Raw genomic sequence first — 18,922 nt, forward strand, 5'->3', positions numbered from 1 at the left:
ATAATATAAATGGCGATTTAAAAGAGGGGCGTATGTTTCTCTTTCAAGGATATTTCTTGTAGAAATTATTTAAGTTTTGCATTTATTATGTATGACGATATGGATTTTGGGGTTGCGCTTCTATTATTTAATAAATAGAGTGTATACTGGAGACGTTTTATGGCATCAGCAGCAGAGCAATTTGCTTCCAACATAAATTTAGGTACTTTCTCGCGTGCGACTGAATTAAAAAAGCGCATTTGGTTTACTCTAGCAGCACTTCTTGTGTATCGTTTTGGTACATATATTTCCCTTCCGGGCATTAATATTGATGCTTTACGGCAAACGTTTGAGCATCATTCATCTGGTGTATTAGGCTTATTCAATATGTTTGCTGGGGGTGCTGTTGGGCGTATGGCAATTTTTGCGCTGGGAATTATGCCTTATATATCGGCGTCAATTATAGTGCAATTATTGACTTCAATCGTCCCTTCTTTGGAAACTCTTAAAAAAGAAGGTGAATTAGGTCGTAAAATCATTAATCAGTATACTCGATACGTTACAGTTATATTGGCTATTTTGCAGGCTTTTGGTATCGCGGTTGCGCTTGAGACTGGTATAGGAACAGGGCTTCAGGTTGTTGTAGAGCCAGGTCTTATGTTTCGTATTTCATCTGTTATTACACTTGTTGGTGGGACAATGTTTCTAATGTGGCTTGGCGAACAGATCACGTCACGTGGCATTGGGAATGGGGTTTCTCTTATTATTTTTACAGGGATTGTGGCTAACTTTCCTTCCACTTTTGCTCAGCTTTTGACGGCACATAGTCAGGCTGATTTATCGACTTTTTTATTAATAGGAATTTTTCTTATTACTGTTTCCGTTATAGCAATTATTGTTTTTGTTGAGCGTGCGCAACGGCGAATTCTTATCCAGTATCCGAAACGTCAAGTCGGTAATCAAATTTTTCAAGGTGATATGTCGCATCTCCCTTTAAAATTGAATACCGCTGGTGTTATTCCACCCATTTTTGCTTCATCTTTGTTGTTGTTGCCAGCGACTATTAATAATTTTTCTGATAAAATACCGCATTGGATTCAAGCTGTTTCTTATTCTCTTGGTCATGGACAGCCGCTTTATATGATCGTTTATGCTATTTTGATGGCGTTTTTTTGCTTTTTTTATACAGCTATTGTATTTAATCCAAGTGATACGGCAGATCAGTTGAAAAAGCATTCTGGTTTTATTCCAGGGATTCGTCCTGGTGAACGTACAGCTGAGTATATTGATTACGTTTTGACACGTATTACTGTTGTGGGTGCTATTTATATTATTTCTGTCTGTTTATTGCCTGAATTTATGATATCTGCTTTAAAAGTTCCTTTTTATCTTGGGGGAACTTCTTTGTTAATTGTTGTTACGGTTACACTTGATACAGTTGCTCAAATTCAGGGGCATCTCGTTGCTCATCAATATGAAGGTTTGATTAAAAAATCAAAGCTTCGTGGGGGGCGAAGAAGACTATGAGAATTGTCCTTTTAGGTCCTCCTGGAGCTGGAAAAGGTACGCAGGCTAGGGTGTTGACTGAGGAGTATAACATTCCTCAATTGTCAACAGGTGATATGTTGCGTGAGGTTATTGCCAAGGAAACAGATTTTGGTAAAAAAGTTAAAGCCATTATGGATTCCGGTTCTTTGGTATCTGATAATATTGTTAATCAAATTGTATCAGATCGTATTGATGAAGATGATTGTGCGAATGGTTTTGTGTTGGATGGGTATCCGCGTACTGTAGAGCAAGCAGAGGTTTTGCAACAAGTTTTGCAATCAAAAGGTATGAAGCTTAATGCTGTTATTGAGTTACTTATTGATGAGAGTGCATTGATTGAGCGAATGAATAAACGGGTTCAAGAAACAACAGCAGCTGGTGGGCAGGTTCGTTCAGATGATAATGCTGTTGCATTTGCAAAACGATTAGTGGAATATCGTGAAAAAACAGCTCCTTTATCAAAGTTTTATTCGGAGATGGGACTATTAAAGGTGGTTAATGGGATGATTGATGCTACTGAAGTGTCTTACATGATTAGGGAGTTTCTTCAGTAAGAATTTTTTTTTGGAAATAAATGAAAAGAGTTGACTTTTGCAATGAAATCTATCAAAAGCTGCTTTAGTTTATTTAGGTAAAATGGTTGGCTTTGGTGCGTGTTTGTGCTGAGCCATTGTTATTTGTAAGGTGCATAAAGTGCTTTACGGGTGGTTGTAAATGTAATCAAGGAGAATAGGCGTGGCTCGTATTGCTGGCGTCAATATCCCGACAAATAAGCGTGTGGTGATTGCGCTTCGGTATATTCACGGGATTGGACAGAAATTTGCGCAAGAAATTACTAAAAAGGTTGGTATTCCTGAGGAGCGTCGTGTGCATGAGCTTTCAGACGCAGAAGTGTTGCAGATTCGTGAAGCAATAGATCAGAGCTATCAAGTTGAAGGTGATCTACGTCGCGAAGTCGCTATGAATATTAAGCGTTTAATGGATCTCGGTTGCTATCGTGGTTTGCGGCATCGCCGTTCTCTACCGGTTCGAGGGCAGCGTACACATACAAACGCACGTACGCGTAAAGGTCCAGCTAAGGCAATTGCTGGTAAGAAAAAATAATAGTATCTTTTTAAAAAAGGATTATATTTTTAGGTATTCTGTTTCTTGTTTAAATTTTCTAACAAGGATAAAGATGGTGGAGCTGCTGGTGTTACGGCGGTGGAGAGATCGTTGAAAGGAAGATTATGGCCAAGGAAGCCACGCGTGTTCGTCGTCGCGAACGCAAAAATATTTCATCAGGTATCGTGCATATCAATTCAACATTTAATAATACGATGATCACTATTACTGATGCGCAGGGCAATGCAATTGCTTGGTCATCTGCTGGTGCGCAAGGGTTTAAAGGTTCTCGTAAGTCTACACCTTTTGCAGCGCAGGTTGCAGCAGAAGATTGTGCTAAAAAAGCACAAGAGCATGGGATGCGTTCATTAGAAGTTGAGGTTTGTGGACCAGGGGCTGGTCGTGAATCAGCTCTGCGTGCATTGCAGTCTGTCGGTTTTACAATTGTTTCCATTCGCGATGTAACGCCAATTCCTCATAATGGGTGTCGTCCAAGAAAAAGGCGGCGTGTTTAATTGGGTATTGTTTTTCATTATCAGAGTTCTCTCTGATGTTCACATTGTCCGTTACGATTGGATGGTAGCGGAGCTGAAGGAACGGGAATAAAAATATGATCCAGAAAAACTGGCAGGAACTTATAAAGCCTAATAAAGTTGAATTTCATGCGCATGATAATCCAAATGTTTCAAGTATGGTTGCAGAGCCTCTTGAACGGGGTTTTGGTTTAACATTAGGAAATGCGCTTCGTCGTGTATTATTATCGTCGCTTCGTGGTGCTGCGGTTACTGCTGTGCAGATTGATGGTGTATTGCATGAATTTTCATCGATTCCAGGTGTTCGTGAGGATGTTACAGATATTATTCTGAATATCAAAGAGATTGCTATTCGTATGGAAGAAGAGGGACCTAAGCGTGTTGTTGTTTGTAAAGAAGGTCCTGGTATTATTAAAGCTGGAGATATAAATGTTGTTGGAGATATGGAAATCTTGAATCCTGAACATGTTATCTGTACTCTTGATGAAGATGCTGAAATCCGCATGGAGTTTATTGTTAATACAGGGAAGGGCTATGTTCCATCTGATCGTAATTGTTCTGCTGATGCGCCGATAGGTCTTATTCCTGTTGATAGTCTTTATTCACCGATTCGCAAGGTATCTTATAAAGTAGAGAATACACGTGAAGGTCAGGTTTTGGATTATGATAAATTGACGTTAACAGTTGAAACAAATGGTGCTGTTAATGGAGAAGATGCGGTTGCGTTTGCAGCGCGTATTCTTCAGGATCAATTATCGTTGTTTGTTAATTTTGAAGAACCTCAAAAGGAAGTTGTTGAGGAATCTGCTTCTGAGCTTGCTTTTAATCCAGCGCTTCTCAAAAAAGTGGATGAGTTAGAGCTTTCAGTTCGTTCAGCAAATTGTTTGAAAAATGATAATATTGTTTATATTGGTGATCTTATTCAAAAAACAGAATCTGAGATGCTTAAGACACCAAATTTTGGGCGAAAATCGTTAAATGAAATTAAGGAAGTTTTGGCATGTATGGGGCTTCATCTTGGTATGGAAGTTCCTGCGTGGCCACCTGAAAACATTGATGATCTTGCTAAGCGCTATGAAGATCAATATTGAAATTTAGGATTTAAGGAGAAGGCTCGTGCGCCATAATAATTCAGGCCGTAAGTTGAACCGGACTGCTAGTCACCGTAAAGCGATGTTTGCAAATATGGCGGTTTCTTTAATCGAACATGAACAGGTTGTAACGACGCTTCCGAAAGCGAAAGAAATTCGCCCTATTGTTGAAAAATTAGTTACGCTTGGCAAGCGTGGAGGTTTACACGCGCGTCGGCAAGCAATTTCAGCTATTCGTGATGTTGAGAAGGTTGCAAAATTATTTGATGTGCTTGCACCACGTTATGCAACGCGTAATGGCGGGTATTTGCGTATTATGAAAGCAGGATTTCGTTCCGGTGATAATGCACCCATGGCTGTTATAGAATTTGTTGATCGTGATGTTGATGCGAAAGGTGCTGTAGACCGTGAACGTACAGGGGATACAGTAAAGAAAAAAGAAGTTTCTTAATAAAGTATTTTTTCTTCTGGCTTTTTAAGAAACCGTCTTTAAAAGACGGTTTTTTTGTATTTCAAAATAAATTTTACTTAAATGAGATACACATAAGAAAAAAATTACGTAATTTTATACAATATTGAATTATTTGATTTTTATAATACCTATTTTTCAAATGGTTGTTTTTGTTTTAAATTATTAATATTAGTAAGGCTTTTAGTTTCTGAGAAAAAAGTTTTTTATACTATTAAAAAATGTATCAGTTTTATGAGGAATGAATAATGAAACATTTTCTTTTTGTGTGGTTTTTTTTGACTATTATGGCGCAAACATGGTTTTGTTATGCGTATGCTAAAATTCCACAAACACAATCAGAAATTACTCTTTCATTTTCTCCTTTAGTTAAAAAAACTATTCCATCTGTTGTAAATATTTATGCAGCTCGGCAAATTAGAGCGCGTTCACCTTTTGAGGGAGATCCATTTTTTGAACAATTTTTTAATCGTTATCAAAATCGTCGACCTTTACGTAAGCAGTTGTCATTAGGATCTGGAGTGATTGTTGATACGCGAGGTCTAATTGTTACAAATTACCACGTCATTAAAAATGCAAACGAAATTAAAGTAGCTTTGTCTGATGGGCGAGAGTTTGAGAGTGAAATTATGCTAAAGGATGAAGCAACTGACATTGCAGTACTTAAAATTAGTGCAAATGATGTTGAATTTCCTGCTCTTCCTTTAGGAAATTCTGATGCGGTTGAAGTTGGTGATCTCGTTCTTGCTATTGGTAATCCATTTGGTGTTGGTCAGACAGTTACGAGTGGAATTGTTTCAGCGCAAGCACGTACAAGTGTTGGTATTTCTGATTTTGACTTTTTTATTCAAACAGATGCTGCCATTAATCCAGGGAATTCTGGTGGAGCTTTAATTGATATGAAAGGGCAATTAATAGGGATTAATACAGCTATCTATTCGCGTTCAGGTGGTTCTGTAGGAATCGGTTTTGCTATTCCAGCAAATCTTGTAAAAGTAATGCTTGATACCGTTGATCGTGGGGGAAAATATTTTGTTCCACCTTATATTGGGGCATCTTTTCAAGCAGTTACATCTGATATTGCAGGGAGTTTAAATTTACGACATCCTTACGGTGCTCTTATTGTTGAGGTTATTAAAGATAGTCCCGCTGCAAAAGCGGGTTTGAAAGTAGGCGATGTTATTTTGAGTGTACAAGGAATGCGAGTTGACAGTCCTGATATTCTTGGATATCGTCTAATGACAGCTGATGTAGGACAAAGTCTTACTTTAGAGTATTTGAGAAATGGAAAAATTCTTAAAGCGAAAGTAACTATTTTACCAGTTTCAGAATCTGCATTTTTAAAATCTGAGAAGATTATTAATGAAGGTCCGCTTTTTGGTGCTGAAGTGTTGGATTTAACACCGCAAAATAGTCGACGTTTTCATCTTCCTGCGAATGTAAGAGGCGTTGTGATTGTCAATATTGATGAAATGAGTAATGCTGCAGAAATTTTTCGTTCGGGAGATATTTTGCGTGTTGTTAATGGACAAAAAATCCAAACAGTTAGTCAATTAAAAAAGATTCTTATGCAAGGTCGTCCACATATTTGGCAATTAGAATATGAACGTGATGGCATGTATATTCGTCAATTTATTCGCTGAGGTTTTTTTGAGTAAAGACTTTTTTACTTCGTCTTTTGATTTTCATATTAATAAAAGTCGGCCGCTAGCAGAAAGAATGCGTCCTCATTCTCTTAGTGATGTAACGGGACAAAGTCATCTGATTGGAGAAAAGGGATTGCTTTCACGTATGATGATTGCTGGTTCATATGGTTCAATGATTTTTTGGGGGCCTCCAGGAACGGGAAAAACAACAGTTGCACGTTTATTAGCACTTGAAACAAAGTTTGCTTTTGAGCAAGTCTCTGCTATTTTTACTGGTGTTTCTGAGCTTAAGAAAATTTTTGAAGCAGCGCAGAAGCGCTTTATGTCTGGATGTCAAACGCTTTTGTTTGTTGATGAAATTCATCGATTTAATCGTGCTCAGCAGGATAGTTTTTTGCCCGTTATGGAAGATGGTACTGTGATCCTCATAGGTGCAACAACTGAAAATCCTTCATTTGAACTTAATGCTGCTCTTCTTTCTCGTGCACGTGTTTTGACATTTTTTCCTCATGATAACGAAAGTTTGGGTGCGCTTTTGAAGCGTGCCGAAGAACTGGAAGGTAAATCTCTTCCACTGGATGATGATGCTAGAGATATTTTGGTAAGAATGTCTGATGGTGATGCGCGGGCAGCGTTGACATTGGCAGAAGAAATTTGGTGTGCTGCACGACCAGGGGAAATTTTCGATGCTGCAGCTTTGCAAAAAATTACTCAACGTCGTGCTCCAATTTATGATAAAGGACGAGAGGGTCACTATAACCTCATTTCGGCATTGCATAAATCAGTTCGTGGTTCTGATCCTGATGCTGCTCTTTATTATTTGGCACGTATGTTTGATGCGGGAGAAGATCCTTTATATATTGGTCGCAGATTGATTCGTATGGCTATTGAAGATATTGGTTTAGCGGATCCACAAGCCCTTGTTATTTGTAATGCAGCAAAAGATGCTTATGATTATTTAGGATCACCTGAAGGAGAGCTAGCTTTGGCGCAAGCATGTATTTATGTTGCGACTGCACCAAAATCAAATGCAGCATATCTTGCTTATAAGGCGGCGATGCGTTGTGCTCAAAAAAATGGTTCTTTGTCTCCCCCTAAGCATATTCTTAATGCACCTACAAAATTTATGAAAGACGAAGGGTATGGTCATGGCTATCGTTATGATCATGATGAACCAGATGCTTTTTCAGGACAGGAATATTTTCCTGAAAAACTAGGACGTCAGATTTATTATCAGCCACAAGAACGTGGTTTTGAGCGTGAAATTGTTAAGCGCCTTGATTGGTGGAAAAAATTGCGACAAAAACGAAGTAGTTAAAAACACATTTTTAAAATAAAGCTTTAGTTAGAAAAATTCATTATTTTAGAAATAACTTCATTTCAATGATATGATCATAATTTGATTAACAGTTTAGACTGCTTCTTATTTTTCATAAAACAAAAAATTTGTTCTTTTATGCAATCAAAAGATTCTAAAGCTGAATTGTAAAGGAATGTTTGTACAGTTGCAATTTGTATAGATTGTATAGATGGTTAATTCAGTACAGCGTTATATAGTTTTGTTTGTAGTAAATATTTTGGTTATAAATAGTCCTAAGCTAGGGACGCTTATTTTATAAAAAATTAAAAGGGTGTACCCAAAGCTGCATATTGAGATTTAAATTGTTTCTTCTTTTGAGGAAAGTTATAAATGTGCTAAGCTTATATCTTTTACTAAAAGGTGCTTTGTATTGTAAAAAGAGCAAAAATTTCTTTTTACTCGCGTTAGTGAGATGTTGTGGGTACATTACGGTAATGAAAATAGAAATAGTCTGTGAAAATCTAAACTCAAGACTTTAGCTAGGTTAAGAGAACAGTGTACATTGGGTATTGGATTATTTTGACTCAATAAGGATATAATTGTGGATAAAAAAAAGGCTCTAGATGCTGCTCTATCACAAATTGAACGTTCTTTTGGTAAAGGCTCTATTATGCGCCTTGGGCAAAAAGAGCAAATTATTGAAATTGAAACAGTTCCAACAGGTTCATTGTCTTTAGATATAGCTTTAGGTGTAGGTGGGTTACCGAAGGGGCGTATTATTGAAATTTATGGACCAGAAAGTTCTGGAAAAACTACATTGGCTCTTCATGCTATTGCTGAGGCGCAAAAAAGTGGTGGGGTCTGTGCTTTTATAGATGCAGAGCATGCTCTTGATCCCATTTACGCACGCAAGCTTGGCGTTGATTTAGAAAATTTGTTTATTTCTCAACCAGATACTGGTGAACAAGCATTAGAGATTACCGAAACACTTGTCCGTTCTGGTGCTGTTGATGTGCTTGTTGTTGATTCGGTAGCTGCTTTGACACCACGTGCGGAAATTGATGGTGAAATGGGTGATGCTTTACCAGGGCTACAAGCGCGATTGATGAGTAAAGCTTTACGGAAATTAACGGCATCGATTTTTCGTTCTAACTGTATGGTTATCTTTATTAATCAAATTCGTATGAAAATTGGAGTGATGTTTGGTTCTCCAGAAACGACAACAGGTGGGAATGCTCTAAAATTCTACGCTTCTGTTCGCTTGGACATTCGTCGCATTGGAGCAATTAAAGATCGGGATATGGTTATTGGCAATCAAACGCGCGTTAAAGTCGTGAAAAATAAATTAGCACCTCCATTTAAACAGGTTGAGTTTGATATTATCTATGGCGAAGGTATTTCAAAATTAGGGGAGTTGATTGATTTAGGAGTCAAAGTTGGTATTGTGGAGAAATCTGGCTCTTGGTTTTCCTATAATTCTCAGCGTTTAGGGCAGGGACGTGAAAATGCAAAACAGTTCTTGCGTGAACATGCAGAAATAGCAGCAGAAATTGAAACAGCTTTGCGCCAAAATGCGGGTTTAATTGCAATTGAGTTGTTAGAAAATGCAGGATCAGAAAATATAGAAAGCGATGAATCAATGTGATGGAGTTATTTGTGTAAGTAAAACTCTTTCATTTTAGATTTTTTCTGTTTTTATTTTTTCAAATTTTAAAGTATAAAATTGCTTATTTTTCAACATTTTTGAAAAAACATCTATATTTTTGATTAAATCGACTCTACGAGTAGCAAAGAGAGCGTTTAATTGAGAATAAATTTTTTTGTTCTGTATTCTGCAGGTATAAATATGAATAGTGTTAATAGCATCCGGTCAACCTTTCTGGACTACTTTCATCGTAATGGACACAAAATTCTTCCCTCTAGCCCACTTGTTCCACGCAATGATCCTACACTCATGTTTACAAATGCAGGAATGGTGCAGTTTAAAAATATTTTTACTGGATTTGAGCAGTCTGCTTATAAGCAGGCAACAACTGCACAAAAATGTGTTCGTGCAGGTGGAAAGCATAATGATCTTGATAATGTTGGTTACACAGCGCGCCATCACACTTTCTTTGAAATGCTAGGTAATTTTTCTTTTGGTGATTATTTCAAAGAAGAAGCAATTTTTTTTGCATGGAATCTTTTGACAAAAGAGTTTTGTCTCCCAAAAGATAAATTGTTGGTAACGGTTTATCATACTGATGAAGTCGCTGCTAAATTGTGGCGGAAAATTTCAGGTCTTTCAAATGAAAAAATTGTTCGTATTGCGACAACTGATAATTTTTGGACAATGGGGGATGTTGGTCCCTGCGGTCCTTGCTCAGAAATTTTTTATGATCATGGTGATAAAATTTGGGGAGGACCGCCTGGAAGTACTGATGAAGATGGTGATCGCTTTATTGAAATTTGGAATCTTGTCTTTATGCAGTATGAGCAGGTGAGCAAGGACGAGCGAGTTGAATTACCGCATCCTTCTATAGATACAGGCATGGGATTAGAACGTATTGCTGCGGTTTTGCAGGGTGTTCATGATAATTATGACATAGATCTTTTTCGCGCATTAATTCGTGCATCACAAGAGTTAACAGGTGTTGAGGCAACTGGTGATTTTGTTGCGAGCCATCGTGTCATTGTTGACCATCTTCGTTCCTCTGCGTTTCTGATTGCTGATGGTGTTCTTCCTTCTAATGAAGGGCGAGGATATGTTTTACGTCGTATTATGCGTCGAGCTATGCGTCATGCTCATCTTCTTGGTGTTAAAGAGCCATTGATGTGGCGTCTTTTGCCCGCTTTAATCCGTGAAATGGGGCAAGCTTATCCTGAATTAGTGCGCGCTGAATCTTTGATTTCAGAAATTTTAAAATTAGAAGAAATACGTTTTCGTAAAACTCTCGAACGAGGGCTTAGTTTATTAGATGAAGCAAGTATTGATCTTAAAGAAGGAGATCATTTTAATGGTGAAGTTGCTTTTAAACTCTACGATACGTACGGTTTTCCGCTTGACTTGACACAGGATGTTCTTCGGCGTCGTGGAATATTTGTTGATGTTGATGCTTTTGATAAAGCGATGGAGCGTCAAAAAGAAGAGGCACGTGCTAGTTGGTCTGGTTCTGGTGAATCTGGAACAGAGGCAATCTGGTTTTCTCTTCGTGATCAGGTGGGAGGTACAGAGTTTTTAGGTTATGAAACAGAAAAAGCTGAAGGAATTATTACAGCTCTTTTGCATGATGGCAAAGTTGTTGATCATATTTTTTCAGGACAGAAAGCTATGATTGTTACTAATCAAACACCTTTTTACGGTGAATCTGGAGGGCAGATTGGTGATTGTGGTATTATTTCTGGTGAATACTTTATCTTTGAGGTGCGTGACACTCAAAAAAAGGGCGATGGTATTCTTGTTCATATTGGAGAAGTTAAATCTGGTCAAGCAAAAACGTCTGATTGTGTAGAATTAACCGTTGATATTGTTCGCCGTAAAAAAATTCGTGCAAATCATTCAGCTACTCATTTATTGCATGAGGCATTACGTCAAGTGTTAGGAAATCATGTTGTACAAAAGGGCTCTCTTGTATCACCAGATCGGTTGCGGTTTGATTTTTCTCATCCAAAAACAGTTTCTTCACAAGATTTAAAAAAAATAGAGAATTTAGCAAACGATATTGTTTTGCAAAATAGTGAAGTGACAACACGCCTCATGACAGTAGATGATGCAATTTCTGAAGGAGCAATAGCTTTATTTGGCGAAAAATATGGTGATGAAGTTCGTGTTGTTTCTATGGGTGAGCAATTAAACAAAGAGGAATTAAAAAGCTGTTGGTCAGTTGAGCTTTGTGGGGGGACTCATGTGAAGAGAACAGGAGATATTGGTTTGATCCATATTATTTCTGAAAGTTCTGTAGCCGCTGGGGTTCGTCGTATTGAAGCTTTAACGGGTGAAACTGCACGTCTTTATCTTAATCTTCAAGAAGAACGAATCCATGAAATTGCTGATCTTTTGAAAACTTCTACTGTTAATGTAGAAGAACGTGTGCGTGGTTTACTTGATGATCGTCGTAAAATTGAAAAAGAGCTAAATGATGCACGCAAAAAAATTATGCTAAGCGGAGAAACTTCAAGGAGTGGACAAAAAGATATTACCATTATCAATGGCATTTCTTTTATGGGGCGTATTGTTGAAAATATTTCATCGCGGGATCTTAAGGCAGTAGTTGATTCTGGAAAAAAACAAATTGGATCTGGAGTTGTTGTTTTCGTTAGTGTTTCAGAAGATGGAAAGGCAAGTGCTGTTGTTGGTGTTACTGATGATTTAACTGACAAATTGAATGCCGTTGATTTAGTTCGTATTATTTCGGAGATTCTCGGTGGCAAAGGTGGTGGTGGTCGTTCTGATATGGCACAGGCTGGTGGTCCTGAAGGGAATAAAGCTGGTGAGGCTATTACGGCATTAAAAACTTTTCTTGAAGGATCGCTTTAAATTGATTATTGATGCTGCAAGGCTTCTAAATTCCTTTAAAAGATGAAATTTTATCATTTAGATAGTGTTCTTTTAAAAATGCAGAGTGTCCTTCTATGATGCAATAGCTTCACGCAAAGGAGTTGTATTTTTGTCCTCTATTGTTGGTTGGTCAATTGTGAAGCCACCAGCTTTTAATAGTTTGTAGAAGTAACCGCCTTTATCGATCAACTCCTGAAAGCTTCCTTTTTCAATTAAGTGACCATTATCTAAAAATAATATGAGATCAGCATAGCGAATTGTTGAAAGGCGATGTGCTATAATGAAAGTGGTACGGTTTTGTCTTATACTCTCAAGAGCATCTTTAACTTTGATTTCTGTCTCGACATCAAGAGCACTGGTTGCTTCATCTAAAATGAGAATGGGTGCATCTTTTAAGATTGCACGTGCAATCGCTAATCGTTGCTTTTCACCACCTGATAATTGAGAACCTCGTTCACCAACTAACGTACTATAATGATCCTTTTTTTTCAGAATAAAGTCATGGGCAGCTGCCATTTTTGCAGCTTTATGAAGTTCTTCATCCGTTGCGGTAGATTTTCCTATCAAGATATTGTCGCGAATACTGCGGTCAAAAAGACCAGCGTCTTGAAACACTGTTGCTAAAGATGTCCGTAAAGATTCGCGATTAATAGAACATATGTTTATTCCGTCAATGGAAATATGGCCGAGCGTGGGATCGTATACGCGCTGCAGTAAACTAATTAATGTTGTTTTACCAGCACCTGTTGGTCCTACAATAGCAACAGTCTGGCCTATTTTAACCTCAAAGGATATGTCGAAAACGCCTTGAGAAGAATTGGGAAATTTATAGGTAACGTGGTGAAATTGTATTGCACCTTTAACATTTTGAAGGGAAGGTAAATCTTTAGGTTCATTTATATGAAAGGTTGAATCTTCCATTTCAAAAAATTCTTGTAATTTTGCTTGTGAAGATACTGCGAAATTAATAAAATTACTAACTTGATCTAAACGGCTAATCATTAATTGTGCAAATCCAACAAAAGCAACAACTTCGCCTACGCGTAACTGATCTTTTGTCACAAAAAAAGCTCCAAGTAAAAGGACACATACTATTGAAATTGTAGAGGCCATTCGGTTTAAGCCACTTGCAAGAGCCCACCAGTTTAAAACAGGGGTTTGTGCTTTAAGAAGATCATTTGCATGTTGATGGAGTGCTAAGCTTTCTTCTTTTATTCGATTGTAGCTTTGTACAATAGAAACATTAGAAATTGAATCACTGATATGTTTAAAAAGGTTATGATGGTAGCATTCTACAGCAGCTTGTCCATCTTTTGTTTTTTGCATCACTAAACGCGCAATCAATATATAAATGGTAGCAAGAACAGCTAAGACTATTGAAAGACGCCAATTCATGTTAAAAGCTGTAGGTATGAGAACAAATAGCGCAACGAGAGTTGAGAGATGCTGGCGCATAAAATCAAGCCATATAGCTGACATAGAATCTGTAGCACGCAATAGTATGTGGAGAGTATTAGATGTTCCACGCTGTTGATGCCAAACTAAGGGCATGGTGATGATACGTTCGAACGCTTCAGTTAAAACAGTTAAACGACGTCTGTGTACTAAACGGTCAGCACCGCGAGCAACAAGAACGTAGGCAATAATATTAAAAATACCAAAACATACCCAAACCGTGAAAGTAAGAACAATCTCTGATCTATTAGCAATGGAATCAATTACGCGTCCAAACAAAATAGGTTCTGCAATCGTAATAACAGCTAATATGATATTCGCGGAACAGATTAGAAAAGATGCATTTTTTTCTCTGTTTAGATAAGTAAGTACGCGAGCATAAGTTTTAAATAAGGACACAGATGATATCTCCAATAGCTATCGTAAGCATAATGGTTTTCAATTATTGTAGTGACAATATTTGAACTAATAAAATTAAAACGGTAAGGAAATGCAATTTTGGATACTAACTGTAATGTGGTGTGATAAAGTTAATTCTACTTTATAATATGTAGATCTTTGTGTTTGTAAAGATAGAGCGCAAAAATTAATAAATCAAATTAGATAGCAAGGGAGCTGTCATGGTAGGTGTAGAAATAAAAAAGGTTGAAGCAGACGAAACTGGAATGCGCTTAGATCGTTGGTTTAAGGTGCATTATCCAGGACTTGGGTTTGGATCTTTACAGAAATTGTTGCGTTCTGGTCAGATACGGATTGATGGTGGTCGTGTAAAAGCAGAGACACGTCTTCTCATAGGGCAATCTGTTCGCATTCCGCCTTTACCTATTAATGACAAGGGAAACTTTCTTGTAGCGGATAAAAATATTCATGGACAAGATGATGAAATTATTTTGAAAAAAATGCTTCTTTATGAAGATCCAAAAATTTTTGTTTTTAATAAACCTGCGGGATTAGCTGTACAAGGTGGCTCTGGTTTAACGCGTCATGTAGATAGTATGCTTGAAGTATGGCGCAATAAAAAAGGTGAAAAACCGCGTTTGGTTCATCGTCTTGATCGTGAGACATCAGGTGTGCTTATTGTTGCGCGGTCAAGAGGAGCTGCGCAGGCTTTAACTGCTGCTTTTAGAGCGCGGGAAACGAAAAAGACTTATTGGGCATTAGTTCGAGGAGTTCCTAAAAAAAAGCAGAATAAAATTTCAACATGGATGGTCAAAGATACAACTGAACAGGGTGATAAAATGCGTGTATGTGAACATGGAGAGCCTGATTCTAATCATGCAGTTTCTTATTATCGTGTTTTAGATACTCGGGGACGAGCTCTTTCATGGCTTGAAATGGAACCTTATACTGGTAGAACACATCAGTTACGTGTGCATGCTGCTCATATAGATCATCCCATCATTGGCGATTCAAAGTATTTTTTTTCTGATAGTAATTGGAATTTGCCGGGAGGCATCCAAAATCGGCTTCATCTTCATGCGCGTCGTATTAGGATACCACATCCTTCAGGAGGTATATTGGATATTGTTGCACCTTTACCACCTCATATGGTACAAAGCTTTAATCTTTTGGCCTTTAATGAAATTGATGGTGAAATAAAATAATGTAAGGGATGTGGATTCTCTGTTTCATTATGAGCGAAAATGCTCTTCCATTGAAAATTTCAGCTTTACTATACAAGGTTGATAAAATTTGTTGGCATGACTATCATTGATGCCTTCTAGGACTGCTGTGCTTATTTTATAAAAAATATGGGCAGATTTTTTCAGAAAAATCAATAAATTTGTTAAAATAGTATATAATAGGTACAATGATATGCGTAAAATTTTTGATAATTTTGATACGCCTTTAAATAACAATAAGGCCATTAGTGGAACGCAAAAATTATTACATAAGAGGTTACCTAAACGATTTTATAAAGAAGTAAAAATTGTATGTGAAGAGGAAAAATTTTCTATATTATTAGATAAAATTCCAGTTAAAACACCGGCAAGGCGTCATTTTGTCGTGCCAACAGAAGCTTTTGCAGCGTTAGTAGCTCAGGAATTTGAAAACCAGAAAGAAGTTATTGATCCAGAAAAAATGCCGATTACACGTATTGTTAATACTGTTATCGATGGCATAGCGGACGATATGCAAGCTGTTTTTGAAGATTTGTTACGTTTTGTTGCATGCGATATGATCTTTTATCGTGCTCAAACACCAAAAGAGTTGGTGCAACGACAATGTGAGCAGTGGGATCCTTTATTGGATTGGGCAGAAGAAAAACTTGGTTCACGTTTCAATTTGACGGAAGGGCTTATGCATGTTGAACAACCGCAAGAAGCTATTCAAGCAGTGAGCAATTATTTACGCAAGATAGAGTCTCCTTATATACTTGCTGTACTTCATACGATGACAACCTTAACGGGGTCTGCTCTTATTGCTCTTGCTGTATTTGCGAAAAAAATTGATCCAGATCATGCTTGGAATATTGCACATTTGGATGAAAATTGGGTGATGGAACAATGGAGTGCCGATAAAGAAGCAATGGAACGTTTAGCTTATAAAAAAGCAGAATTTAATGCAGCCGCTACTATTATTAAGGCTTGTTTGTAAAGTTAAATTTTCTTCTGCTTACGTGTGTATTTATTTTTCTAAGTTTTTAAAATGTTTTATTGGCTTTATTTAAGTTTGTTTTTTCATTAACATCGATAAAGTATCACTGGTTATTATAATGGATGACAATAATTTCAGTCTAAATAAGGCATTTTTTCCAGCATTTGTGCTGTGTTTATGAACTTTATAGGTTCAATAAAATAGAGGAAAAATTATCTTCATATTTTTGTTTTTGGTTGATTTAAATGTTTTCAATTTTATAATTTTTCTCCAATAGTTTTGTCGATCTTCTGGTGATTTATTTAAATTTTTTTGATAGTTAAGCTGTTAAAAATTTAAGAAAAGCTGAATTAAGATGGCATATCAATCAGCATTTTAAGCGGTTTAACTGTAAGAAGATGTTGCTTAAGGCATTACTAAATTTTTCATTTTTGATTGTATAAATTTGAACTACCTACATAAAAAATGCATAAGAGATAAGGAACAGGGGACAAATTAGCAGCACTAGAAATTTTAGTAATGGATTTAGTTAGATTCTAGCTAAATGTATAAGGCAAGAGTATATTGTATTCCTTTTAGAGGAAGAGTATTATACAAAATGGAGATTTTAACCTCCATTTCTAAATTGAAAAGAATAAGCTATTCTTTAAACAGAATAGTACATATCAAATTCGATGGGATGTGGGGTTGTTTCATAACGCAGAATTTCTTGCATTTTTAATTCAATGAAGGAATTAATTTGATCATCATCAAAAACATCACCAGCTTTCAGAAAATTTCTGTCTTTATCAAGTGCTTCAAGCGCTTCACGCAGACTTCTTGAAACTGTTGGAATTTCTTTGAGCTCTTTGGGAGGAAGGTCATAAAGATCTTTATCCATGGCGTGCCCAGGATGGATTTTGTCTTTGATGCCATCAAGACCAGCCATTAAGAGTGCTGCAAAAGCTAAATATGGATTTGCTGTTGGATCTGGAAAACGAATTTCTACACGTTTTGAATTTGGCGAAGAACTCATTGGAATGCGGCAGGATGCAGAGCGATTGCGTGCAGAATAAGCAAGAAGAACAGGAGCTTCATAACCGGAAACCAAACGTTTATAAGAATTTGTAGATGGATTGGTGAAGGCATTGAGTGCTTTTGCATGTTTAATAATACCACCGATAAAAAAGAGACAGGTTTTTGATAATCCAGCATATTCATTTCCTGCAAAAGTTGGTTTACCATCTTTCCAAATGGACATGTGTACATGCATACCTGAGCCGTTGTCACCAAAAACAGGTTTTGGCATAAAAGTTGCTGTTTTTCCGTAACTATTTGCTATTTGATGCACAACGTATTTAAAAATTTGCATATTATCAGCTTCGCGAACTAAAGTATCAAAACGAATGCCCAATTCATGTTGCGCTGCAGCTACTTCATGGTGATGCTTTTCAACGCGGATGCCCATACCTTTTAATGTTGTGAGCATTTCTGAGCGCATGTCTTGGCATGAGTCTATTGGGGGAACAGGAACATAACCACCTTTTATTCGTGGGCGGTGCCCAAGATTTCCTATTTTGTATTCAGTATCATCGTTCGATGGAAGTTCATTTGAATCAAGCTTAAATCCTGTATTGTAAGGATCAATTTTGTAGCGCACATCATCAAAGATAAAAAATTCTGCTTCTGGACCTATATTGATTGTGTCTCCGATACCTAAAGCTTTCATATAAGCTTCAGCTCTCTTGGCGATAGAACGAGGATCTCTGCAATAAAGTCCTCTAGAAACAGGATCGAGAACATCACAAAACATAACTAAAGTAGATTGAGCAAAAAAAGGATCAACATGTGCTGTTTTTGGATCTGGCAATAACACCATGTCAGATTCATGAACTGTTTTCCATCCAGAAATTGAAGATCCATCAAACATAATACCATCAGTGAATGTATCTTCATTAATTTCTATAACATCCATTGTTATGTGATGCAGTTTCCCCCGTGGATCGGTAAAGCGTAGATCGACAAAACATATGTCATTATCTGCAATCTGTTTAAGAATATCTGATGCGGTTATCATATTCCATTTCCTTATTGGATTGATGTGGATAAAAAAGGTAAAAAAATTTGCGAATGTTAGAGAGCGTCATTTCCAGATTCGCGAATGCTGATACGAATGACCTCATCAATGGGGAAAACGAATATTTTTCTATTTCCGATATGTTTTGTTTTAGCTGCTTTAAGAATTGCATTAATGATTTGTTCTAATTTTTTGTTGGCAATAACAATTTCTGCTTTTACTTTAGTGAGAAAATCAACAACACATTAACGCTGTAATAGAGTTCTCTATGTTCTTTTTGAAGATCACAATCCTTTATCTCTGTTATGGGAATATCCTGTAATTCAATTTTTTTCATACTGAAATTGTCTCCAACATTATTTTACCTCTTTAGGTCGCATTATATTATATTGGCAACAATGAGATGTGCCAACAAATACTTTCTATACGAAAAAAATTATGAAATCATGTGCTCTTTTTGAAAAGATTCTTTTATAATGTAAAATTAAGCGCTATATTTCTGAAAAAAGCTGCAAGATTTATGGAAAGTCAAGATAATACAATAGAAATATTTTTGTTAAATTTTTTATTTGTCATTGTGTATTTCATAATTTTATTATTTCTTTA

Annotated in this window: 15 protein-coding genes; 12 read left to right on the forward strand and 3 right to left on the reverse strand. The window is 36.8% G+C overall.

The features are described from left to right. Positions 1-159 precede the first annotated feature (159 nt). From secY to alaS, 10 genes are all read left to right on the forward strand, one after another. Positions 160-1,506, forward strand: a complete 1,347-nt coding sequence (gene secY / locus V4B18_RS04190; RefSeq protein WP_455475228.1) for a preprotein translocase subunit SecY — start codon at positions 160-162, stop codon at positions 1,504-1,506. After that, complete coding sequence (locus V4B18_RS04195) at positions 1,503-2,081, forward strand: adenylate kinase (RefSeq protein ID WP_455475229.1); 579 nt, start codon at positions 1,503-1,505, stop codon at positions 2,079-2,081. Before secY ends, V4B18_RS04195 begins: the two co-directional genes overlap by 4 nt. Before the next feature lie 181 nt (positions 2,082-2,262). Then, complete coding sequence (rpsM, locus tag V4B18_RS04200; protein WP_455475230.1) at positions 2,263-2,631, forward strand: 30S ribosomal protein S13; 369 nt, start codon at positions 2,263-2,265, stop codon at positions 2,629-2,631. Between the two features lie 125 nt (positions 2,632-2,756). Continuing rightward, entirely contained in the window at positions 2,757-3,146 is a 390-nt protein-coding gene (gene rpsK / locus V4B18_RS04205) for a 30S ribosomal protein S11 (RefSeq protein WP_336276728.1), read from the forward strand. A gap of 95 nt (positions 3,147-3,241) precedes the next feature. Further along, entirely contained in the window at positions 3,242-4,255 is a 1,014-nt protein-coding gene (locus V4B18_RS04210; RefSeq protein ID WP_455475231.1) for a DNA-directed RNA polymerase subunit alpha, read from the forward strand. Between the two features lie 25 nt (positions 4,256-4,280). After that, the gene (gene rplQ / locus V4B18_RS04215; RefSeq protein ID WP_455475232.1) at positions 4,281-4,706 is read left to right on the forward strand and encodes a 50S ribosomal protein L17; all 426 of its coding nucleotides are present in this window, start codon (positions 4,281-4,283) and stop codon (positions 4,704-4,706) included. Positions 4,707-4,972: 266 nt separating this feature from the next. Further along, on the forward strand, positions 4,973-6,367 hold the full coding sequence (locus tag V4B18_RS04220; protein WP_455475233.1) for a DegQ family serine endoprotease: 1,395 nt from the start codon (positions 4,973-4,975) through the stop codon (positions 6,365-6,367). Between the two features lie 7 nt (positions 6,368-6,374). Next, on the forward strand, positions 6,375-7,688 hold the full coding sequence (locus V4B18_RS04225; protein WP_455475234.1) for a replication-associated recombination protein A: 1,314 nt from the start codon (positions 6,375-6,377) through the stop codon (positions 7,686-7,688). A 583-nt stretch (positions 7,689-8,271) separates the two neighbouring features. Next, entirely contained in the window at positions 8,272-9,315 is a 1,044-nt protein-coding gene (gene recA / locus V4B18_RS04230; RefSeq protein ID WP_455475235.1) for a recombinase RecA, read from the forward strand. A 201-nt stretch (positions 9,316-9,516) separates the two neighbouring features. Next, positions 9,517-12,186 (forward strand): alanine--tRNA ligase, encoded by a 2,670-nt coding sequence (alaS, locus tag V4B18_RS04235; RefSeq protein WP_455475236.1) that lies wholly within the window; start codon positions 9,517-9,519, stop codon positions 12,184-12,186. Positions 12,187-12,279: 93 nt separating this feature from the next. On the opposite strand, the gene V4B18_RS04240 is transcribed toward alaS, so the two are convergent. Then, the gene (locus V4B18_RS04240) at positions 12,280-14,061 is read right to left on the reverse strand and encodes a glucan ABC transporter ATP-binding protein/ permease (protein ID WP_455475237.1); all 1,782 of its coding nucleotides are present in this window, start codon (positions 14,059-14,061) and stop codon (positions 12,280-12,282) included. 221 nt (positions 14,062-14,282) lie between these two features. Between V4B18_RS04240 and V4B18_RS04245 the strand changes: the two genes are divergently transcribed. Both V4B18_RS04245 and V4B18_RS04250 read left to right on the forward strand, forming a co-directional pair. Continuing rightward, positions 14,283-15,266 (forward strand): RluA family pseudouridine synthase, encoded by a 984-nt coding sequence (locus tag V4B18_RS04245; protein ID WP_455475238.1) that lies wholly within the window; start codon positions 14,283-14,285, stop codon positions 15,264-15,266. Between the two features lie 211 nt (positions 15,267-15,477). Continuing rightward, a complete protein-coding gene (locus tag V4B18_RS04250; RefSeq protein ID WP_455475239.1) occupies positions 15,478-16,260 on the forward strand; it encodes an ATP12 family chaperone protein in 783 nt (260 codons plus the stop codon). A 646-nt stretch (positions 16,261-16,906) separates the two neighbouring features. Here the strand turns inward: V4B18_RS04250 and glnA are convergent. Together glnA and V4B18_RS04260 are read right to left on the reverse strand one after the other, a co-directional pair. Further along, positions 16,907-18,316: a type I glutamate--ammonia ligase gene (gene glnA, locus V4B18_RS04255; protein ID WP_455475240.1), complete on the reverse strand. Its 1,410-nt coding sequence runs from the start codon at positions 18,314-18,316 to the stop codon at positions 16,907-16,909. Between the two features lie 56 nt (positions 18,317-18,372). Then, positions 18,373-18,525, reverse strand: coding sequence for a P-II family nitrogen regulator (locus V4B18_RS04260; protein WP_455476528.1), 153 nt, complete (start codon positions 18,523-18,525; stop codon positions 18,373-18,375). Positions 18,526-18,922: the final 397 nt, after the last annotated feature.

This window comes from Bartonella sp. B17 (assembly GCF_053795755.1).